The following is a 16,899-nucleotide window of genomic DNA, read 5'->3' as shown; positions in this document are numbered from 1 at the left end:
CGCCCCTCGTCGTGACGGCTACGCGAATCGCTGCTTCGCCGTCCCGTCGCACACCTGCAGCTTCAGCGGGTCCTCGGCCGCGGCCAGCGTCAGACACAGTCCTGTCGAGGCCGCCGGGCGCACGGTCCCCGACTCCCGGACGAACTGCTGGTTCGCAGCGCCCGAGCAGTTCCACACGATGAGCGTGGCGCCCGCCCTGTAGTCGGCACCCGGCACATCGAGGCACCGGTCGTGGCTCAGTTGCGTACGGATGGTCTTCGTGCCCGCGTCGTACCACCAGCCCTGGTTGCGGCCGCCGTGGCAGCCCCAGCCCGCGATCTTCGTGTTGTTGCGGGTCACCGAGGCCGGGACGTCCACGCAGGTGCCCGTGGCCTCGTTCCTCAGGGGCTTGAAGACGTCGTCCCACGCGAAGGGCCGGAGCACCGGCTGTCCCGTGCTCGCCGGGTCGGCGCAGCTCGCCTCGCGCAGACCCGAGTCGTAGATCTGGGTCAGGCAGGAGGCGAAGGCCGCGTGGCCGCGCGTGTTCGGGTGGAAGGACTGCCGGACGGAGTTGGCGTCCGGCGGGAAGTGCGACAGGTCGATGAAGAGGCCGCGGGCCCAGGTGTTCTCGCTGCAGACCTCGTGGCCGTGGAAGAGCCGGGAGTTGTCGAGGTAGACGGCTCCGGTGTCGGCGGCCGCCTTGCGCATGCCGCGCTCGAAGACGGGGACCGCGACGTTGCGGCCCCAGGCGGCGTCGGAGTCGTATCCGGCACAGCCGCCGGGGAGCTTGCCGGGGAAGTCAGGGTTGTCGTAGATGTCCGGGCCGATCGGGCTCGGGTAGCCCATGACGACGAGCTTGTAGCCGTCGGTGCCGTACCCGGCGTCGGACATGACGGTCCTCAGGTCGCGCACCGTTTTCTCGACCTTGGGCACGAGTCCGTCGACGCGCGCCTGCCAGCCGCCCTCGTACGTCGGCCGGCACGCACCCCGCAGGAGGACCCAGCGCTCCACGCAGTCCGTCATGACCGGACCGAACTGGAGGTCGTCGTTGGCTCCCACCACGAGCACGATCATCTTGATGCGGGTGTTCCGGGCCTTGATGGCGAGGTTGTCGCTCTGCACGAGTTCGTCGGCGTACTGCTTCGATCCGCCGATCACGATGTTGCCGGTGTACGCACCGGAGCAGGAGACGTTGTACGTGACGTCGGCGGGGATCCCGGTGCGGTGGATGGCGGCGTCGGGCGAACGGTGGCACCAGTTGCCGGGGCCGTCGGTGCCGGCCTCGTACGTCCCGACGCCCTCGCCGGATATCTCGCTGTCGCCGAGCGAGATCAGTCCGGTCCTGCGGTCGGCGAGCGGACGCTCGGCCGGATCGCCGTACAGCCGGGTGGCCTCGGCGGCGCGGACGGCCTCCAGCTCGGGCGGGAGAGGGGTGGATGCGGTAGTGGTGGAACCGGACCTGGCGGCCGCGCCTGCCGGCCCGGCGGCAGCGGCCGTTGCGCCCCATGCGGCCGCCACGGCCGCGGCGGCCGCGACCGCACAGCGGAGTCTGTGTCTGGTGCGCGTCATTGCGCCTCCCCGGGTTGTGGGTACTCCCCGGTATTTACTGGCCGGTAGGAGACTTGGGAATACACGGAACCGGACAAGTGCTCAACTTTTTCAGGAGGTTGAAACCCATGGACGACGCACAGAACCCCGCCGACGGCACGGAATTCCGCATCGAGCACGACTCGATGGGCGAGGTGAAGGTCCCCGCACACGCCCACTGGCGGGCACAGACCCAGCGCGCCGTGGAGAACTTCCCGATCTCCGGCCAGCGCCTGGAGCGGGCCCATATCGAGGCCCTGGCCCGGATCAAGGCCGCGGCGGCCAAGGTCAACGCCGAACTGAAGGTCCTCGACCCCGACATCGCCGCGGCGATCCAGGACGCGGCCGCCGAGGTCGCCGGGGGGCGCTGGGACGCGCACTTCCCGATCGACGTCTTCCAGACCGGCTCCGGTACGTCGTCCAACATGAACATGAACGAGGTCGTGGCCACCCTCGCCACCCGGAGCCTCGGGCGCGAGGTCCACCCCAACGACCACGTCAACGCCTCGCAGTCGTCCAACGACGTCTTCCCGTCCTCCATCCACGTCGCCGCGACAGCGGCCGTCACCGGCGAGCTGATCCCCGCACTGGACCATCTGGCGACCGCGCTGGAGCGCAAGGCCGTCGAGTTCGCGGAGGTCGTGAAGTCGGGCCGGACGCATCTGATGGACGCGACACCGGTGACCCTGGGTCAGGAGTTCGGCGGATACGCGGCGCAGATCCGGTACGGCATCGAGCGGCTGAACGCGTCCCTGCCCCGCCTCGCCGAGCTCCCGCTGGGCGGCACGGCCGTCGGCACCGGCATCAACACCCCGCCCGGCTTCTCCGCGGCGGTGATCGCCGAGGTCGCCCGCGCCACCGGACTGCCGCTCACCGAGGCCCGCGACCACTTCGAGGCGCAGGGCGCGCGCGACGGACTCGTCGAGACGTCGGGCCAGCTCCGTACGATCGCCGTCTCCCTCACCAAGATCTCCAACGATCTGCGCTGGATGGCATCCGGACCGCGCACCGGACTGGCCGAGATCAGCCTTCCGGACCTCCAGCCGGGCTCGTCGATCATGCCGGGAAAGGTGAACCCGGTCATTCCCGAGGCCGTCCTGATGGTCGCCGCCCAGGTGATGGGGAACGACGCGACGGTCGCCGTCGCGGGCGCGGCGGGCAATTTCGAACTGAACGTCATGCTGCCGGTCATCGCCAAGAACCTGCTGGAGTCGGTGCGGCTGCTGGCCAACGTCTCCCGGCTGCTCGCGGACCGAACGGTCGACGGCATCACGGCCGACGTGGAGCGGGCCCGGGAGTACGCGGAGTCCTCGCCGTCCGTCGTCACCCCGCTGAACAAGTACATCGGCTACGAGGAGGCGGCGAAGGTCGCCAAGAAGTCGCTCGCCGAGCGGCGGACGATCCGTGACGTGGTGCTGGCCTCGGGGTATGTCGAGCGCGGCGACCTCACGGTGGAACAGCTCGACGAGGCGCTCGACGTGTTGCGTATGACCCGCCCGTGACGTGGATCGCAGCGACCCGCCCGGCGCATCCGTAAGATCTCTTCATGCCAGGTACCGGAGACACCGCGCGCGCAGAGACCGAGCCCTCGGACATCGCGTTCTGGGCGCCGGGCGATCAGATCCTGTGGCGCTACCGGGGCAACGGCCCCCGGGCGCGCGGCGCCACCCGGAAGCCGGTCCACATCTGCCGGCCGGTCACCGTCGTGCAGGACACCGCCGAACTGCTCGCCGTGTGGATGGCGCCCGGCACCCAATGCGTCAGGCCGATCCTCGCGGACGGCACCAGCGTGCACGCCGAACCGCTCGCCACCCGATACACCGCACCGCGCACCACCGCCCGGTCGACGTGGTTCGGCACGGGCGTGCTGAAGCTCGCCCGGCCCGGTGAGCCCTGGTCGGTCTGGTTGTTCTGGGACCGCGGCTGGAGCTTTCGCAACTGGTACGTGAACCTGGAGGAACCACGCACCCGCTGGGCGGGCGGCGTCGACTCGGAGGACCACTTCCTCGACATCGCCGTGCACCCCGACCGCAGTTGGCGCTGGCTGGACGAGGACGAATTCGCCCAGGCGCAGCGGGTCGGCCTGATGGACCGTGAGACCGCGCGAAGGGTACGGGAGGCGGGCCGCGCGGCCGTCGGCGTGATCGACGCCTGGGGCGCGCCGTTCCGGGACGGATGGGAGAACTGGCGTCCCGATCCGCGGTGGCGGGTTCCCGCGCTGCCGGATGACTGGGACCGTACGCCCTCGCATATGCCGTCGTGAGACCCTTGATGCACCCCAGGGGGGCAAACGTAGGATCGTCCTCCGGAGGGCTGCTCCGCTTCAACCGGCGGGCGCGGCGCAGGACCTGACCGCAAGTCATCGCACGAGTTGCACGATCTTCATGAGCCGCTTCAGTTGCATGAGCGGCAAGAACCGCAGGAGTCACTACGAGGGGGTGGAAAGGTGCACGCTCTCCGCCGCCCCGACGCCGGAAACGTCGTCACCTGCCCACTCTGCGGGCATACGGTTTCGGCCCGTCGAAGCCGGGCATGCGGTGACAGCCGTTGTCATCACCGCTCTTCCCGGGGCACAGTGGCGCTCCACAAGGTGATTGCCTCATACAACCGGCCCGGACGGACGGAACCCCACGCGTGACGGAGCATCCCACCTCCCACGAAGGCCGGCAGCCTCTCGCCGCCCGGCCGCAGGAACGCGCCCGGCCGCGGCAGCAGGACGCCGCGGCGATCCCCGGCCAGGCCGCGACGCCGGCCCCCGGCCCGAAGCCGTCGGCGTCGGGTCCCGGCTCGAATCCGGGGCCGGTTCCCGGCCCCGCCACGGCATCGAACCCCGCCGCGGCGGCCGGCCCCACCTCCGCGGCGGGACCGGACCCGCAGACCGTGGCCCGCCGCGAGGGCGACCGGCTGCGTTTCGTGGGCGCCGCGACCCGCCGGATCGCCCGCGGCATAGACCTGGACGAGATCGTCCTCGGCCTGTGCCGGGCCAGCGTGCCGACGTTCTCCGACGCCATACTCGTCTACCTCCGCGACCCGCTCCCGGTCGGCGACGAGCGTCCGGTCGCCCCGTTCATCCTGCGGCTGCGCCGGTCCGACCGGCTGCGTTTAAACGACGAGGAGACCGAGACCGCAGCCATGGAGACCGATCGGCTGCGCCCGCCCACCATCGACCCGCACGCCGATCTGACGCCCGCGGCAGAGCTCTGCGAGGTGCGGGCGGGCGGTGCGCTCGCCGAGGTGCTGCGTGGAGTACGGCCCGTCTTCGGGGACTCCGCCGCGGCCCGCGTCGCCCTGCCCGAACTGCTGGGTGCCGGGCGCACCGTCCCCTCCGGCCACCGGGCGATCCTCGCCCCGCTGCGCGGCCGCCGACGGGTGATCGGCGCCGCCGTCTTCCTGCGCGGCACCGAACGGCCGCCGTTCGAGGCCAACGACCTGCTGGTCGCCGCCCAGCTGGCGACGCACACCGCACTCGGCATCGACAAGGCCGTGCTGTACGGGCGCGAGGCGTACATCGCCGACGAGCTGCAGCGCACCATGCTGCCCGACTCGCTGCCGCAGCCCACCGGCGTCCGGCTCGCCTCCCGCTATCTCCCGGCCGCCGAGACGGCCCGGGTGGGCGGCGACTGGTACGACGCGATCCCGCTGCCCGGCAGCAGGGTCGCCCTGGTCGTCGGCGACGTCATGGGCCACTCCATGACCTCCGCGGCGATCATGGGCCAGCTGCGCACCACCGCCCAGACCCTCGCCGGGCTCGACCTGCCGCCGCAGGAGGTGCTGCACCATCTGGACGAGCAGGCGCAGCGGCTCGGCAGCGACCGGATGGCCACCTGCCTGTACGCGGTGTACGACCCGGTCTCGCACCGGATCACCATCGCCAACGCGGGACACCCGCCGCCGGTGCTGCTCCACCTGGGCGGCCGCGCCGAGGTGCTGCGGGTGCCGCCCGGCGCCCCGATCGGCGTCGGCGGCGTGGACTTCGAGGCCGTCGAGCTGGACGCGCCCTCGGGCGCCACGCTGCTGCTGTACACCGACGGCCTGGTGGAGTCCCGGCTGCGGGACGTCTGGACCGGGATCGAGCAGTTGCGGGAGCGGCTCGCCGCCACCGCCCAGCTCACCGGGCCGGACCATTCGCCACCGCTGGAAGCGCTCTGCGACGACGTGCTCGACATGCTCGGCCCGGGCGACCGGGACGACGACATCGCCCTGCTCGCCGCCCGCTTCGAAGGGATCGCACCCAGCGACGTCGCGTACTGGTTCCTGGACCCGGAGGACTCCGCCCCCGGACGCGCCCGCCGGCTGGCCCGCAGGGCACTCAGCCGGTGGGGCCTCGACGAGCTCTCGGACTCGGTCGAGCTGCTGGTCAGCGAGGTGGTGACCAATGCGGTGCGGTACGCGGAGCGGCCGGTGACGCTGCGGTTGCTGCGCACCGACATCCTGCGCTGCGAGGTCGGCGACGACGCCCCCCAGCTGCCCCGGCAGCGCCGGGCGCGCGACATGGACGAGGGCGGTCGCGGCCTGTTCCTGGTGAACCGGCTGGCCAGACGGTGGGGTGCGACCCGGCTGTCGACCGGCAAGGTCGTCTGGTTCGAGATGCCCACCCGCAGCCAGTGAGTGGGCATGACAGCTCGGGGCGAATAAGCCCATATATGGACAAGGTCTACATGTTGCCGACCTCTCGTCGTCGGAGTTGACTCGGTCGTGACCGGGCGCCGTCTGCCTGGGCAAGCCCGACCGACACCCCGCACCGACGGGAGGACGCTCGTGACCGAGGAAACCAAGAACGCGCCTTACACCACGAACAACGCCGGGATCCCGGTGGAGAGCGACGAACATTCGCTCACCGTCGGCTCCGACGGCCCGATCCTGCTCCAGGACCACTACCTCATCGAGAAAATGGCCCAGTTCAACCGTGAACGGGTCCCCGAACGGGTGGTCCACGCCAAGGGTGCCGGCGCATACGGCACCTTCGTCGTGACCAACGACGTCAGCCAGTTCACCAAGGCGGACCTCTTCCAACCGGGCAAGCAGACCGCCATGCTGGCCCGCTTCTCCACGGTCGCCGGTGAACAGGGCTCCCCCGACACCTGGCGCGACCCTCGCGGCTTCGCGCTGAAGTTCTACACGGAGCACGGCAACTACGACATGGTCGGCAACAACACGCCGATCTTCTTCGTGCGGGACCCGATGAAGTTCCAGGACTTCATCCGCTCGCAGAAGCGCCGCCCGGAGAGCGGGATCCGCGACCACGACATGCAGTGGGACTTCTGGACCCTCTCCCCCGAGTCCGCGCACATGGTGACGTGGCTGATGGGCGACCGGGGCATCCCGAAGACGTACCGCAACATGAACGGCTACAGCTCGCACACCTATATGTGGGTGAACGCGGGCGGCGAGCGGTTCTGGATCAAGTACCACTTCAAGACCGACCAGGGCATCGACTTCTACACCCAGGCCGACGCCGACGACATGGCCGGTACCGACGGCGACGTCCACCGCCGCGACCTGTTCGAGTCGATCAAGCGCGGCGACCACCCGAGCTGGACGCTGTACGTCCAGGTCATGCCGCTCGACGACGCACCGGACTACCGGTTCAACCCGTTCGACCTGACCAAGGTGTGGCCGCACGGCGACTACCCGCTGATCGAGGTCGGCCGGATGACGCTGAACGAGAACCCGGAGGACTTCTTCGTCCACATCGAGCAGGCGGCCTTCGAGCCCTCGAACCTGGTGCCCGGCGTCGGCCCGTCGCCCGACAAGATGCTGCTCGGACGGCTCTTCTCGTACCCGGACACCCACCGTTACCGGATCGGCCCGAACTACGCACAGCTGCCGCCGAACCGTCCGCGCTTCTCCCGGAACTCGTACGCGAAGGACGGCCCGATGCGCTACGAGCCTTCGCGTACCGGAGCGGTCTATGCACCGAACTCGTACGGCGGACCCGCCGCGGACACCGAGCGCTTCGGCGACCCGGCGGGCTGGGCCTCGGCGGGCGAGATGGTGCACGAGGCGTACAAGCTGCACCGCGAGGACGACGACTGGGGTCAGGCGGGCACGATGGTGCGCCAGGTGCTCGACGACGCGGCGCGCGACCGGCTCGTGTCGAACATTTCCGGCCATCTCCTGGACGGGGTGAGCCGCCCGGTGCTGGAGCGGGCGCTGCAGTACTGGCGCAACGTCGACAAGGACCTCGGCGACCGGATCGCGAAGGAGGTCAACGGCGGCTGACCGCGAACGGCGGACGGAGAGCGGAGGGTGCCACGGAACATCTCCGTGGCACCCTCCGGCCGCTGCGTCAGTTGCTGTTGTTCACTCGGGTGCCGTCCCGCCCGTCCCCGGGGAGCGGGGGGTCGATGGAGGCCGACGGGTCCGGCTCGACCGGAGGCTCGCTCGTCTCCCCGTCCGTCGGCGGCGTCACCGGCGGCGTCGACGGGGGCTCGCTCTCCGTCGGCGGCTCGGACGTCGACGGCTCCTCGGTCGGCTCCTCCGTAGCGCTGGGCTCGTCGGAGGGCTGCTCGCTCGGGTCCGGCGACGTCGAGGTCGGCGGCGGGGTGATCGCGGCACCCAGGTCGGTGTCGAGATCGAACTCGGCGGGCTCGCCCATCACCTGGAACGTGTAGTCCGCCCAGATCCGGGCCGGGAAACCGCCACCGTTGACCCTGCCTCCTCCCGCCGCACCCCTCAGGCTGACCTGCGAACCCTTTTGGATCACCTTGCCGTCGGCCGTCCTGTGGGTCTGGGCGGCCTCGCCGAAGAGACCGACCGAGGTCACCAGGTTCGGCGTGTAGCCGGAGAACCAGGCCGATTTGTTGTTGTCCGACGTACCCGTCTTGCCGGCGACCTGCTGACCGTCCCGCGCCGGGGCGTCGCGGACCGAGGCACGGGCCGTACCGTCGTCGACCACTCCGGTCAGCACCGAAGTCACCTCGTCGGCGGCCTGCCGGCTGATCACCTGCTCGCCGATCGGGTCGGGCAGCTCGATCGGGGCCGCACCCTGCCGGGTGGCGGACTTCACGATCTGCGGGGTGACCTTCCTGCCGTGGTTGTCGAGGGTCGCGTAGATCCCCGCCATCTCCATGGGGCTCGCACCCATCGAGCCGAGCGTCTGCGCGGGCACGACCGGAAGGCCCTCCACGTCCATGCCCAGCTTGCCCGCGGTCTGCATCACCTTGTCCATCTGCACGTCCACGCCCATCTGCGCGAAGACGGAGTTGATGGACTTGTTCATCGCCGTCTGGACGGTGACCTGGCCGTAGTCCGCCTCGTCCTCGTTCGGCGGCGCGAAGGCGATGTCGCTGCCCACGACCGGGCGGCGGTTGCTGCCGTCGTAACGGGTGTTGGCGTTGATCGGACGGCCGTCCTGCGTCTGCGCCTCCTCGTCGAGGGCCGCGGCGAGGATGATCGGCTTGAAGGTGGAGGCGGGCTGGTAGTCGCGCCGGGTGGCGTTCGACGTCCAGTGCTCGGTCAGGCCGGTGCCGCCGTAGAGGGCGACGACCGCGCCGGTCTTCGGGTTCACCGAGACCGCACCGGCCTGCACGTCCTTGTCGACGGCCCGGTCCTTCGTGTCCAGCTTGCCGGTCAGCTGGTCCTTGACCGCGCGCTCCAGCTGCTTCTGCTTCTTCTTGTCGATGCTGACGGTGATGGTCCAGCCGCCGGCGTCGAACTGCTCGTCGCTGAGGTGTTCCTGCTTCTGCACCGCCGCCCGCGCCGCGTTGACGATGTAGCCCTTCTGGCCGCTGAGGCCGTCCGCGGGCTTGGGGTCGTGCGGCACCGGGAACTGCAGGCCCTGGCGCGTACCGGCGTCCAGCCAGTGCTCCTCGGCCATGTTGTCCAGTACGTAGTTCCAGCGCTCCTTGACCAGACGCCTGCCGGTGGGCGTGGCGACAGCCCAGTCGTACTGGCTCGGCGCCTGGAGCAGAGCAGCGAGGTACGCACCCTGGGCGACGTCCAGGTCCCGGGCGTCCTTGCCGTAGTACGCCTGGGCCGCCGCCTGTATGCCATAGGCGCCGCGGCCGTAGTAGCTGGTGTTGATGTACCCCGCGAGGATGTCGTTCTTGCTCTTCTGCCGGTCGACCTTGAGAGAGATCACCAGCTCCTTGAGCTTGCGGGTGACCGTCTGGTCCTGGTCGAGGTAGTAGTTCTTGACGTACTGCTGGGTGATGGTCGAACCACCCTGCTTGCCCTTGCCGGACAGCGTGTTGATCAGGCCGCGCGCAGTGCCCCTGATGTCGACGCCCTTGTCCGTGTAGAAGGACTTGTTCTCGGCGGCGACAAAGGTCCGCTGCACGTCCTTGGGCACCTCGGAGAGGCCCACGATCTCCCGGTTGACCTTGCCGGTCCGGGCCAGCAGCGAGCCGTCGGAGTACTTGTACACGTTGCTCTGGAGCTTGGCCTGGGCATTGCCCTCGGGCACGTCCACGATCGCGTACAGCACGACGAACGCACCCATGCCGAGCAGGCAGAAGCCGAAGAACGTTCCCAGCAGTTTCTTCCAGGTGAAGAGTCTGCGTATGCCGCCGCTCTTCCCAGCCCGCCGCGCACCGCGCTGCTGGGCTCGTCGCGCATCCGCTCGACCCATCGCTGTATCGCTCCCGTTTCTCTGCTCGGCCGGATCGCCTCAGCCTCGCCAGCTAACACTGTCGGCAAGGACAAAAGGCAAGCGATCCGGCCTTTTCCGGACGTGACAATCAGCACCCGTTCCTTAGGGAACCGACTCCCGAGAGGTGCGCAAGGTTGCGAACTCGCTTAATGTGTAATCACATTGATAGCACCGTGCTGGACATGTACAGAGGGGGAACCATGACCGATCAACTGATAACGGGGCAGATCGACGACGCGCCGGAGATGCCCGAACCGCAGGTCCGGGAGACCACGGCCCACTCCATTCCCGGCGGCCTCGGCCTGCTCCTGACGGTCCTCGGCGTACTCCTCGGCGTCGGCCTGGCGATCACCGGCGGAGCCCTGGGCGCCAACGGACACAACGGGCCGGGGATCGCGCTCCTCGTGGTCGGTGTGCTCCTCGCCATCGCCTCCTTCTTCTGCATGAGCGGCGTCAAGATGGTGGCGCCCGGCGAGGCCCGCGTCATCCAGCTCTTCGGCCGGTACGTGGGCACGATCCGCGCCGACGGACTGCGCTGGATCAACCCGCTGACCAGCAGCCGCAAGATCTCCACCCGGGTCCGCAACCACGAGACCGCGGTCCTCAAGGTCAACGACGCCTACGGCAACCCGATCGAGCTCGCCGCGATCGTCGTCTGGAAGGTCGAGGACACCGCGCAGGCGCTCTTCGAGGTCGACGACTTCCAGAAGTTCGTCGCCACGCAGACCGAGGCGGCCGTCCGCCACATCGCGATCGAGTACCCGTACGACGCCCACGACGAGGGCGGCCTGTCGCTGCGCGGCAACGCGGACGAGATCACCGAGAAGCTGGCCGCCGAGCTCACCGCCCGGGTGCGGGCCGCCGGCGTACAGATCATCGAGTCCCGCTTCAGCCACCTCGCGTACGCCCCCGAGATCGCCTCCGCGATGCTCCAGCGCCAGCAGGCGGGCGCGGTGGTCGCGGCCCGTCAGCAGATCGTCGAGGGCGCGGTCGGCATGGTCGAGATGGCGCTGACCCGGATCGCCGAGCAGGACATCGTCGAGCTCGACTCCGAGCGCAAGGCGGCGATGGTCAGCAACCTGATGGTGGTGCTGTGCGGTGACCGCGCGGCGCAACCGGTCCTCAACACGGGCACGCTCTACCAGTGACGGAAGAAACCCCTAAGCGCAAGCAGATGCTGCTGCGGCTGGACCCCGCGGTGCACGACGCGCTCGCCCGCTGGGCCTCGGACGAGCTGCGCAGCGCGAACGCCCAGATCGAGTTCCTGCTGCGCAGGGCACTGGCGGAGGCGGGCCGCCTGCCGAAGTCGACGTCCCCCCTCCCCCGCCGAGGCCGCCCCCCGAAGTCCCCGCCGCAGTAGACGGCGGACGAACGGGTGCGAGCCCCCGCCGCTCGGCGCCGGGCGGGCCGGTACATCCGGCCCGTCCGGCGCTTGCGGACGCGCAGCGGCCGTCGCCGGCGGGCACCACCGCCCGGGGCCTCTCCGTCCCGACGGGCCGCTCGCGGTCAGGGCGACGAGGAGAAGCCAGGCCGACGGAGCCCCGGCTGCAGGTTGTTCCTTCTTCGGATACCTCTCGTTCACGACGGGTACCGCACCCGCACCTACGTTCGCACGTGAAGACTTTGCAATTCACGAGGAGCTGTTGTGAACAGACGCGTGCGTAGTGCGCGATGGGGAGCACCCGTCGCTGCGGCCGTTGTGGCCGCTGTCGCCACGATGGTGCTCAATCCGACGCTCGGTGCATCGGCCACTGCTCCGCAGTCGGCGGCGAAGGCGAAGGCCCCGACGGCGAAGAACGTCATCTTCATCAACGGTGACGGCATGGGTGCCTCGATGCGCGAGGCGGCGAGGCTCAACCTCTCGGGTCTGGACGGCCAGTTGGCGATGGACCGCCTCACGGCGTCCGGCCAGCTCACCACCACCCCGCACGACCCGAAGGCCGTCGTGACGGACTCCGCCGCGGCGGCGACCGCGTGGGCCACGGGCGAGAAGACCTACAACGGCGCGATCAGCGTCGATGTCGACGGCAACCCGCTGGCGACCCTCGGCCAGCAGGCCAAGGCGGCCGGCAAGGCCACCGGCCTGGTGACCACCGCGCAGGTCACCGACGCGTCCCCGGCGGCGTTCTTCGCCAACACCGCGGACCGCGGGCAGCAGGACGAGATCGCCCGTCAGTACCTGGACGTCAGCAAGCCCGACGTCATCCTGGGCGGCGGCGAGGACTGGTGGCTGCCGGCCGGTACGCCGGGCGCGTTCAAGGACAAGCCGGCGGAGGACACGAGCGAGGGCAGCCGCGGCACCAAGGGCGACCTGATCAAGAAGGCCGAGAAGGCCGGCTACTCGTACGTCAACAGTGCGAGCGGCCTGAGCAAGGCCAAGGACGGCAAGATCCTCGGTCTGTTCAGCAACGAGGAGATGTTCCAGCAGCGCCCCGAGGGCCAGGGCGACGTCTACAGCCCGGTCGTGGACCTCGGCACGATGACCAGCAAGGCCCTGACCAGCCTGGACAAGAACAAGAAGGGCTTCTTCCTCATGGTCGAGGAGGAGGGGACCGACGAGTTCGCGCACTCCAACAACGGCACGCGCGTCCTTCAGTCGATGCAGCAGCTGGAGAAGGCCGTCGCGGTGGCCCGCGCGTACATCGCGACGCACCCCGACACGCTGCTGGTCGTCACCGGTGACCACGAGACCGGCGGTCTCTCGGTCGAGGAGGTCGACGCGGCCGACGAGTCCGGGGACGCCATCTCCGCCGAGGACGGTCCGTTCTCGATCCGTGGCAGCGACCGCAAGTTCATCATCGACTGGACCACGTCGGGGCACACCAGCGTGGACGTACCCGTGACGGCGAGCGGTCCGCTCTCCGACAGCTTCACGGGCAAGCACCCGAACACGTACGTGCACGACGTGCTCAAGCAGGTGCTGGCACCGCGCCGCTGAACGCGGTGACGACGGAACGGGCCCCGAGAGTACGCTCCCGGGGCCCGTTCCCGCATGCGGACGCGATGCCGTCGGACCGTGACGGCCCAGGCCCGAAGCGCGCTCGGGGCGACGCCGAGCCGTACCGGTCGGCGTCCCGCCCATCTCGGAATGGACAGCTCCACCCGGGTATACATGCGAGGTATACACACCGTGTACAGTGCCGCACATGTCTATCGGCCACACCCTCCTCGGACTCCTCGAGTCCGGCCCCCGCCACGGCTACGACCTCAAGCGCACCTTCGACGAGAAGTTCGGCCACGACCGCCCCCTGCACTACGGCCAGGTCTACTCGACCATGTCCCGCCTCCTCAAGAGCGGCCTCGTCGAGGTCGACGGCATAGAGAGCGGGGGCGGCCCCGAGCGCAAGCGGTACGCCATCACCGAAGCCGGTGTCACCGACGTCGCCACGTGGCTCGCACAGCCCGAGAAGCCGGAGCCGTACCTCCAGTCGACGCTGTACACCAAGGTCGTCCTGGCCCTGCTCACCGGCCGCAGTGCCGCAACCCTCCTGGACACGCAGCGCGCCGAGCACCTGCGCCTCATGCGGATCCTCACCGACCGCAAGCGGGGCGGCGACCTCGCGGATCAGCTGATCTGCGACCACGCCCTCTTCCACCTGGAGGCCGACCTCCGCTGGCTGGAACTGACCGCCGCCCGGCTCGACCGCCTCGCCCGCGAGGTGGTCGCATGACCCCCGCCAGCCCCCTTCTCGTCGCCCACGATCTTCACAAGTCCTACGGCTCGACACCCGCACTGGACGGCGCCTCGTTCTCCATCCACCCCGGCGAGGTCGTCGCCGTGCTGGGCCCGTCCGGCTCCGGCAAGTCGACCCTGCTGCACTGCCTCGCCGGCATCGTCACCCCCGACAGCGGCACGATCACCTACGCGGGCCGCGAGCTCTCCGCGATGTCCGACGCCGAACGCAGCGCACTGCGCCGCAGCGAGTTCGGTTTCGTCTTCCAGTTCGGACAGCTCGTCCCGGAACTGACCTGCGTGGAGAACGTCGCCCTGCCGCTCCGCCTCGGTGGTGCCAGGCGCAAGGACGCCGAGCGCACCGCCCTCCGCTGGATGGAGCGCCTGGAGGTGGACGACCTCGGCGCCAAGCGTCCCGGCGAGGTCTCCGGGGGCCAGGGCCAGCGCGTCGCCATCGCCCGCGCCCTGGTCTCCTCCCCGAAGGTGATCTTCGCGGACGAGCCGACCGGCGCCCTGGACTCCCTCAACGGCGAGCGGGTGATGAACCTGCTCACCGAGGCCGCCCGGTCCGCCGACGTCGCCGTGGTCCTGGTGACCCACGAGGCCCGCGTCGCCGCCTACTCCGACCGTGACGTCACCGTCCGGGACGGCCGGGCGCGCGATCTGGAGCACGCCGCATGAGGCTGCTCGACCGGAGGACGGTCCCGCAGACCGAGGAACTCCGGCCCACCGGGCCCTCCCGGGCTACCGGCCTGCTGCACGATCTCGGCCTCGGCATCCGGTTCGCCGCCTCCGGCGGGCGCGAGGGCTGGACCCGCACCGTGCTCACCGCGGTCGGTGTGGGCCTCGGTGTGGCACTGCTGCTGTTCGCCTCCTCCGTACCGCATCTGCTCGAACAGCGTTCCGCCCGCGACCAGGCCCGCGCCGAGGCCCGCGTCTCACGCGACCACACCGTCCCGAAGTCGGACACCACAGTGCTTCAGATGAGGGTGCTGTCCGAGTACCGCGGCCGCTCCGTCGAGGGCTCCCTGATGCGCCCGGAGGGGGCGCATCCGGTCACCCCGCCCGGTGCGGCGCACTTCCCCGGCCCGGGCGAGATGGTCGCCTCACCCGCCCTGAAGGAATTGCTGGGCTCCCCGGAGGGCAGTCTCCTCAAGGAGCGGCTGCCGTACCGGATCACCGGCACCATCGCCGACCCGGGCCTGATCTCCCCGGGCGAACTGCGCTACTACGCGGGCAGCGCCACCCTGACCCCCGCCGCCGGCGGCCATCGGCTGGCCGGTTACGGCACCCAGGACCCGCCCGAACCGCTGTCCCCCATCCTCGTCGTGCTGATCATCATGATCTGCGTCGTCCTGCTGGTGCCGGTCGCGATCTTCATCGCGACCGCCGTGCGCTTCGGCGGGGACCGCCGCGACCGCAGGCTCGCGGCGCTGCGCCTGGTCGGCGCGGACATCCGGACGACCCGCCGGATCGCGGCCGGTGAAGCCCTCTTCGGCACGGTGCTCGGCCTGCTGGCGGGGCTGGTGTTCTTCCTGGTGGGACGCCAGTTCATGGGCGCCGTCAAGGTGTGGGACGTCAGCGCCTTCCCCGCCGATCTGGTCCCGGTCCCCTGGCTGGCGGCGCTGATCGCGGTGGCGGTACCGGTGGCGGCCGTGCTCGTCACCCTGACCGCCCTGCGCTCGGTGGTGATCGAACCGCTCGGCGTCGTACGCCACAGCCGCAGCCGCCGGCGCCGGCTCTGGTGGCGGCTGCTGATGCCGGTCGCGGGAGTGGCGGTACTCGCGCAGACCGGAACGGTCGACGAGTACGCCCCCGTCAATCCGTATCCGATCGCGGGCGGCGCCGTGCTGGTCCTGGTCGGGCTCGCGCTGCTGCTGCCCTGGCTGGTCGAGGCGTGCGTGAACCGGCTGCGCGGCGGCCCGGTCCCCTGGCAACTCGCGATCCGCAGGCTCCAGCTGAGCAGCGGGGCGGCATCCCGCGCGGTCAGCGGCATCACGGTCGCGGTGGCGGGCGCGGTGGCGCTGCAGATGCTCTTCGCAGCGGTGAACGACGACTTCAACCGGGTGACGGGGCAGGATCCCGCACGCGCCCAGTTCACGGCATCCTCCGAGAACGTGACCGGTGACGCGGCCACACGCACCATCGAGGAGTTCCGGGCCACCAAGGGCGTGAAGGCCGTCATCGGCACGGTGGAGGTGTATGTCACCCGGCCGGGTCCGTACGAGGGCGACATCCAGCCCACCACGTCGCTGACCGTCGGTGACTGCGCGACCCTGCGCGAGCTCGCCCGGATCGGCTCCTGCAAGGAGGGCGACGCCTTCGTCGTCCACCCCGGGAACGACAAGGACCAAGCCGCCTGGGTCGACCAGACGGCCCGCAAGGGCAAGGAGGTCGAGATCGCCTCGCTCGGCTCGCAGTCGAAGCGCTGGACCCTGCCCGCCGACGCCCGAACCGTCGTCTCCCGCCGCGATCCGATGGGCGAGGACCACTGGGGCATCATGGCCACCGTCGGCGCGGTCGATCCGAGCACGCTGCCCGGCGCGACCGTCGTCGCGCAGATCAAGGTCGACGAGAGCGTCGCGGACGTCTCCGAGTACGTACGGAACGCGGCGGCCAGGATCGACCCCGGCATGGACGTCCGCTCCCTGCATTCGGTGACGCGCGACCGCCAGTACGCGAGCGTGCAGACCGGCCTCCAGGTCGGCGCGACCGCGACCCTGCTCCTGATCGCCGCCTCGATGCTGGTCTCCCAGCTCGAGCAGTTGCGGGAGCGCAGGCGCCTGCTGTCGGTTCTGGTCGCCTTCGGCACCCGGCGCACGGCCCTCGGCTGGTCGGTGCTCTGGCAGACCGCCGTGCCGGTGGTCGTCGGCCTGGTGGTGGCGGTCGCGGGCGGGCTCGGGCTCGGCGCGGTGATGATCAGGATGGTCGCCAAGAAGGTGACCGACTGGTGGCTGTTCCTGCCGATGGTGGGGGCGGGCGCGGCACTGATCCTGCTGGTCACCCTGGTCTCGCTGCCACCGCTGTGGCGGCTCATGCGACCGGAAGGCCTGCGGACCGAATGACG

General features: G+C 70.3%; 12 protein-coding genes. 10 read left to right on the top strand and 2 right to left on the bottom strand.

Annotated features, from left to right (window positions below; translation table 11 throughout):
• Positions 1 to 18 precede the first annotated feature (18 nt).
• Positions 19 to 1,548, bottom strand: a complete 1,530-nt coding sequence (locus tag LRD69_RS21165) for a ricin-type beta-trefoil lectin domain protein (RefSeq protein ID WP_277328120.1) — start codon at positions 1,546 to 1,548, stop codon at positions 19 to 21.
• Between the two features lie 107 nt (positions 1,549 to 1,655).
• On the opposite strand from LRD69_RS21165, the gene LRD69_RS21160 reads away from it, so the two are divergent.
• The 4 genes from LRD69_RS21160 to LRD69_RS21145 all read left to right on the top strand — a co-directional run bounded on the left by LRD69_RS21160 (position 1,656) and on the right by LRD69_RS21145 (position 7,788).
• Complete coding sequence (locus tag LRD69_RS21160; RefSeq protein WP_277328119.1) at positions 1,656 to 3,068, top strand: class II fumarate hydratase; 1,413 nt, start codon at positions 1,656 to 1,658, stop codon at positions 3,066 to 3,068.
• A 44-nt stretch (positions 3,069 to 3,112) separates the two neighbouring features.
• Positions 3,113 to 3,829, top strand: a complete 717-nt coding sequence (locus tag LRD69_RS21155) for a DUF402 domain-containing protein (RefSeq protein ID WP_277328118.1) — start codon at positions 3,113 to 3,115, stop codon at positions 3,827 to 3,829.
• A 371-nt stretch (positions 3,830 to 4,200) separates the two neighbouring features.
• A complete protein-coding gene (locus LRD69_RS21150) occupies positions 4,201 to 6,174 on the top strand; it encodes a SpoIIE family protein phosphatase (protein WP_277328117.1) in 1,974 nt (657 codons plus the stop codon).
• A 150-nt stretch (positions 6,175 to 6,324) separates the two neighbouring features.
• Positions 6,325 to 7,788: a catalase gene (locus tag LRD69_RS21145; RefSeq protein WP_277328116.1), complete on the top strand. Its 1,464-nt coding sequence runs from the start codon at positions 6,325 to 6,327 to the stop codon at positions 7,786 to 7,788.
• A 67-nt stretch (positions 7,789 to 7,855) separates the two neighbouring features.
• Here the strand turns inward: LRD69_RS21145 and LRD69_RS21140 are convergent, their stop codons facing one another.
• Positions 7,856 to 10,138 (bottom strand): transglycosylase domain-containing protein, encoded by a 2,283-nt coding sequence (locus LRD69_RS21140; RefSeq protein ID WP_277328115.1) that lies wholly within the window; start codon positions 10,136 to 10,138, stop codon positions 7,856 to 7,858.
• Positions 10,139 to 10,359: 221 nt separating this feature from the next.
• Between LRD69_RS21140 and LRD69_RS21135 the strand changes: the two genes are divergently transcribed.
• From LRD69_RS21135 to LRD69_RS21110, 6 genes are all read left to right on the top strand, one after another.
• Positions 10,360 to 11,307 carry an SPFH domain-containing protein gene (locus LRD69_RS21135; protein WP_277328114.1) on the top strand — a complete coding sequence of 316 codons (948 nt, stop codon included), beginning with the start codon at positions 10,360 to 10,362 and terminating at the stop codon, positions 11,305 to 11,307.
• Positions 11,308 to 11,333: 26 nt separating this feature from the next.
• Positions 11,334 to 11,519 carry a hypothetical protein gene (locus LRD69_RS21130; RefSeq protein ID WP_277329820.1) on the top strand — a complete coding sequence of 62 codons (186 nt, stop codon included), beginning with the start codon at positions 11,334 to 11,336 and terminating at the stop codon, positions 11,517 to 11,519.
• Positions 11,520 to 11,804: 285 nt separating this feature from the next.
• Positions 11,805 to 13,097, top strand: coding sequence for an alkaline phosphatase (locus LRD69_RS21125; RefSeq protein WP_277328113.1), 1,293 nt, complete (start codon positions 11,805 to 11,807; stop codon positions 13,095 to 13,097).
• 208 nt (positions 13,098 to 13,305) lie between these two features.
• The gene (locus tag LRD69_RS21120) at positions 13,306 to 13,830 is read left to right on the top strand and encodes a PadR family transcriptional regulator (protein WP_277328112.1); all 525 of its coding nucleotides are present in this window, start codon (positions 13,306 to 13,308) and stop codon (positions 13,828 to 13,830) included.
• Complete coding sequence (locus LRD69_RS21115; RefSeq protein ID WP_277328111.1) at positions 13,827 to 14,513, top strand: ABC transporter ATP-binding protein; 687 nt, start codon at positions 13,827 to 13,829, stop codon at positions 14,511 to 14,513. Before LRD69_RS21120 ends, LRD69_RS21115 begins: the two co-directional genes overlap by 4 nt.
• Positions 14,510 to 16,897, top strand: coding sequence for an FtsX-like permease family protein (locus LRD69_RS21110; protein ID WP_277328110.1), 2,388 nt, complete (start codon positions 14,510 to 14,512; stop codon positions 16,895 to 16,897). Before LRD69_RS21115 ends, LRD69_RS21110 begins: the two co-directional genes overlap by 4 nt.
• Positions 16,898 to 16,899: the final 2 nt, after the last annotated feature.

Source organism: Streptomyces sp. JH14 (assembly GCF_029428675.1).
In the GTDB taxonomy this organism is placed as follows: Bacteria; Actinomycetota; Actinomycetes; order Streptomycetales; family Streptomycetaceae; genus Streptomyces.
Note: the sequence above shows the minus strand (reverse complement) of the source record. Positions and strands in the feature narration are given on the sequence as shown.

What these genes read in the sequence shown, in the direction of transcription:
- LRD69_RS21165 (WP_277328120.1), bottom strand. Translation starts at nt 1,548, where the DNA reads ATGACGCGCACCAGACACAGACTCCGCTGTGCGGTCGCGGCCGCCGCG.
- LRD69_RS21160 (WP_277328119.1), top strand. Translation starts at nt 1,656, where the DNA reads ATGGACGACGCACAGAACCCCGCCGACGGCACGGAATTCCGCATCGAG.
- LRD69_RS21155 (WP_277328118.1), top strand. Translation starts at nt 3,113, where the DNA reads ATGCCAGGTACCGGAGACACCGCGCGCGCAGAGACCGAGCCCTCGGAC.
- LRD69_RS21140 (WP_277328115.1), bottom strand. Translation starts at nt 10,138, where the DNA reads ATGGGTCGAGCGGATGCGCGACGAGCCCAGCAGCGCGGTGCGCGGCGG.
- LRD69_RS21135 (WP_277328114.1), top strand. Translation starts at nt 10,360, where the DNA reads ATGACCGATCAACTGATAACGGGGCAGATCGACGACGCGCCGGAGATG.
- LRD69_RS21130 (WP_277329820.1), top strand. Translation starts at nt 11,334, where the DNA reads ATGCTGCTGCGGCTGGACCCCGCGGTGCACGACGCGCTCGCCCGCTGG.
- LRD69_RS21120 (WP_277328112.1), top strand. Translation starts at nt 13,306, where the DNA reads ATGTCTATCGGCCACACCCTCCTCGGACTCCTCGAGTCCGGCCCCCGC.
- LRD69_RS21115 (WP_277328111.1), top strand. Translation starts at nt 13,827, where the DNA reads ATGACCCCCGCCAGCCCCCTTCTCGTCGCCCACGATCTTCACAAGTCC.
- LRD69_RS21110 (WP_277328110.1), top strand. Translation starts at nt 14,510, where the DNA reads ATGAGGCTGCTCGACCGGAGGACGGTCCCGCAGACCGAGGAACTCCGG.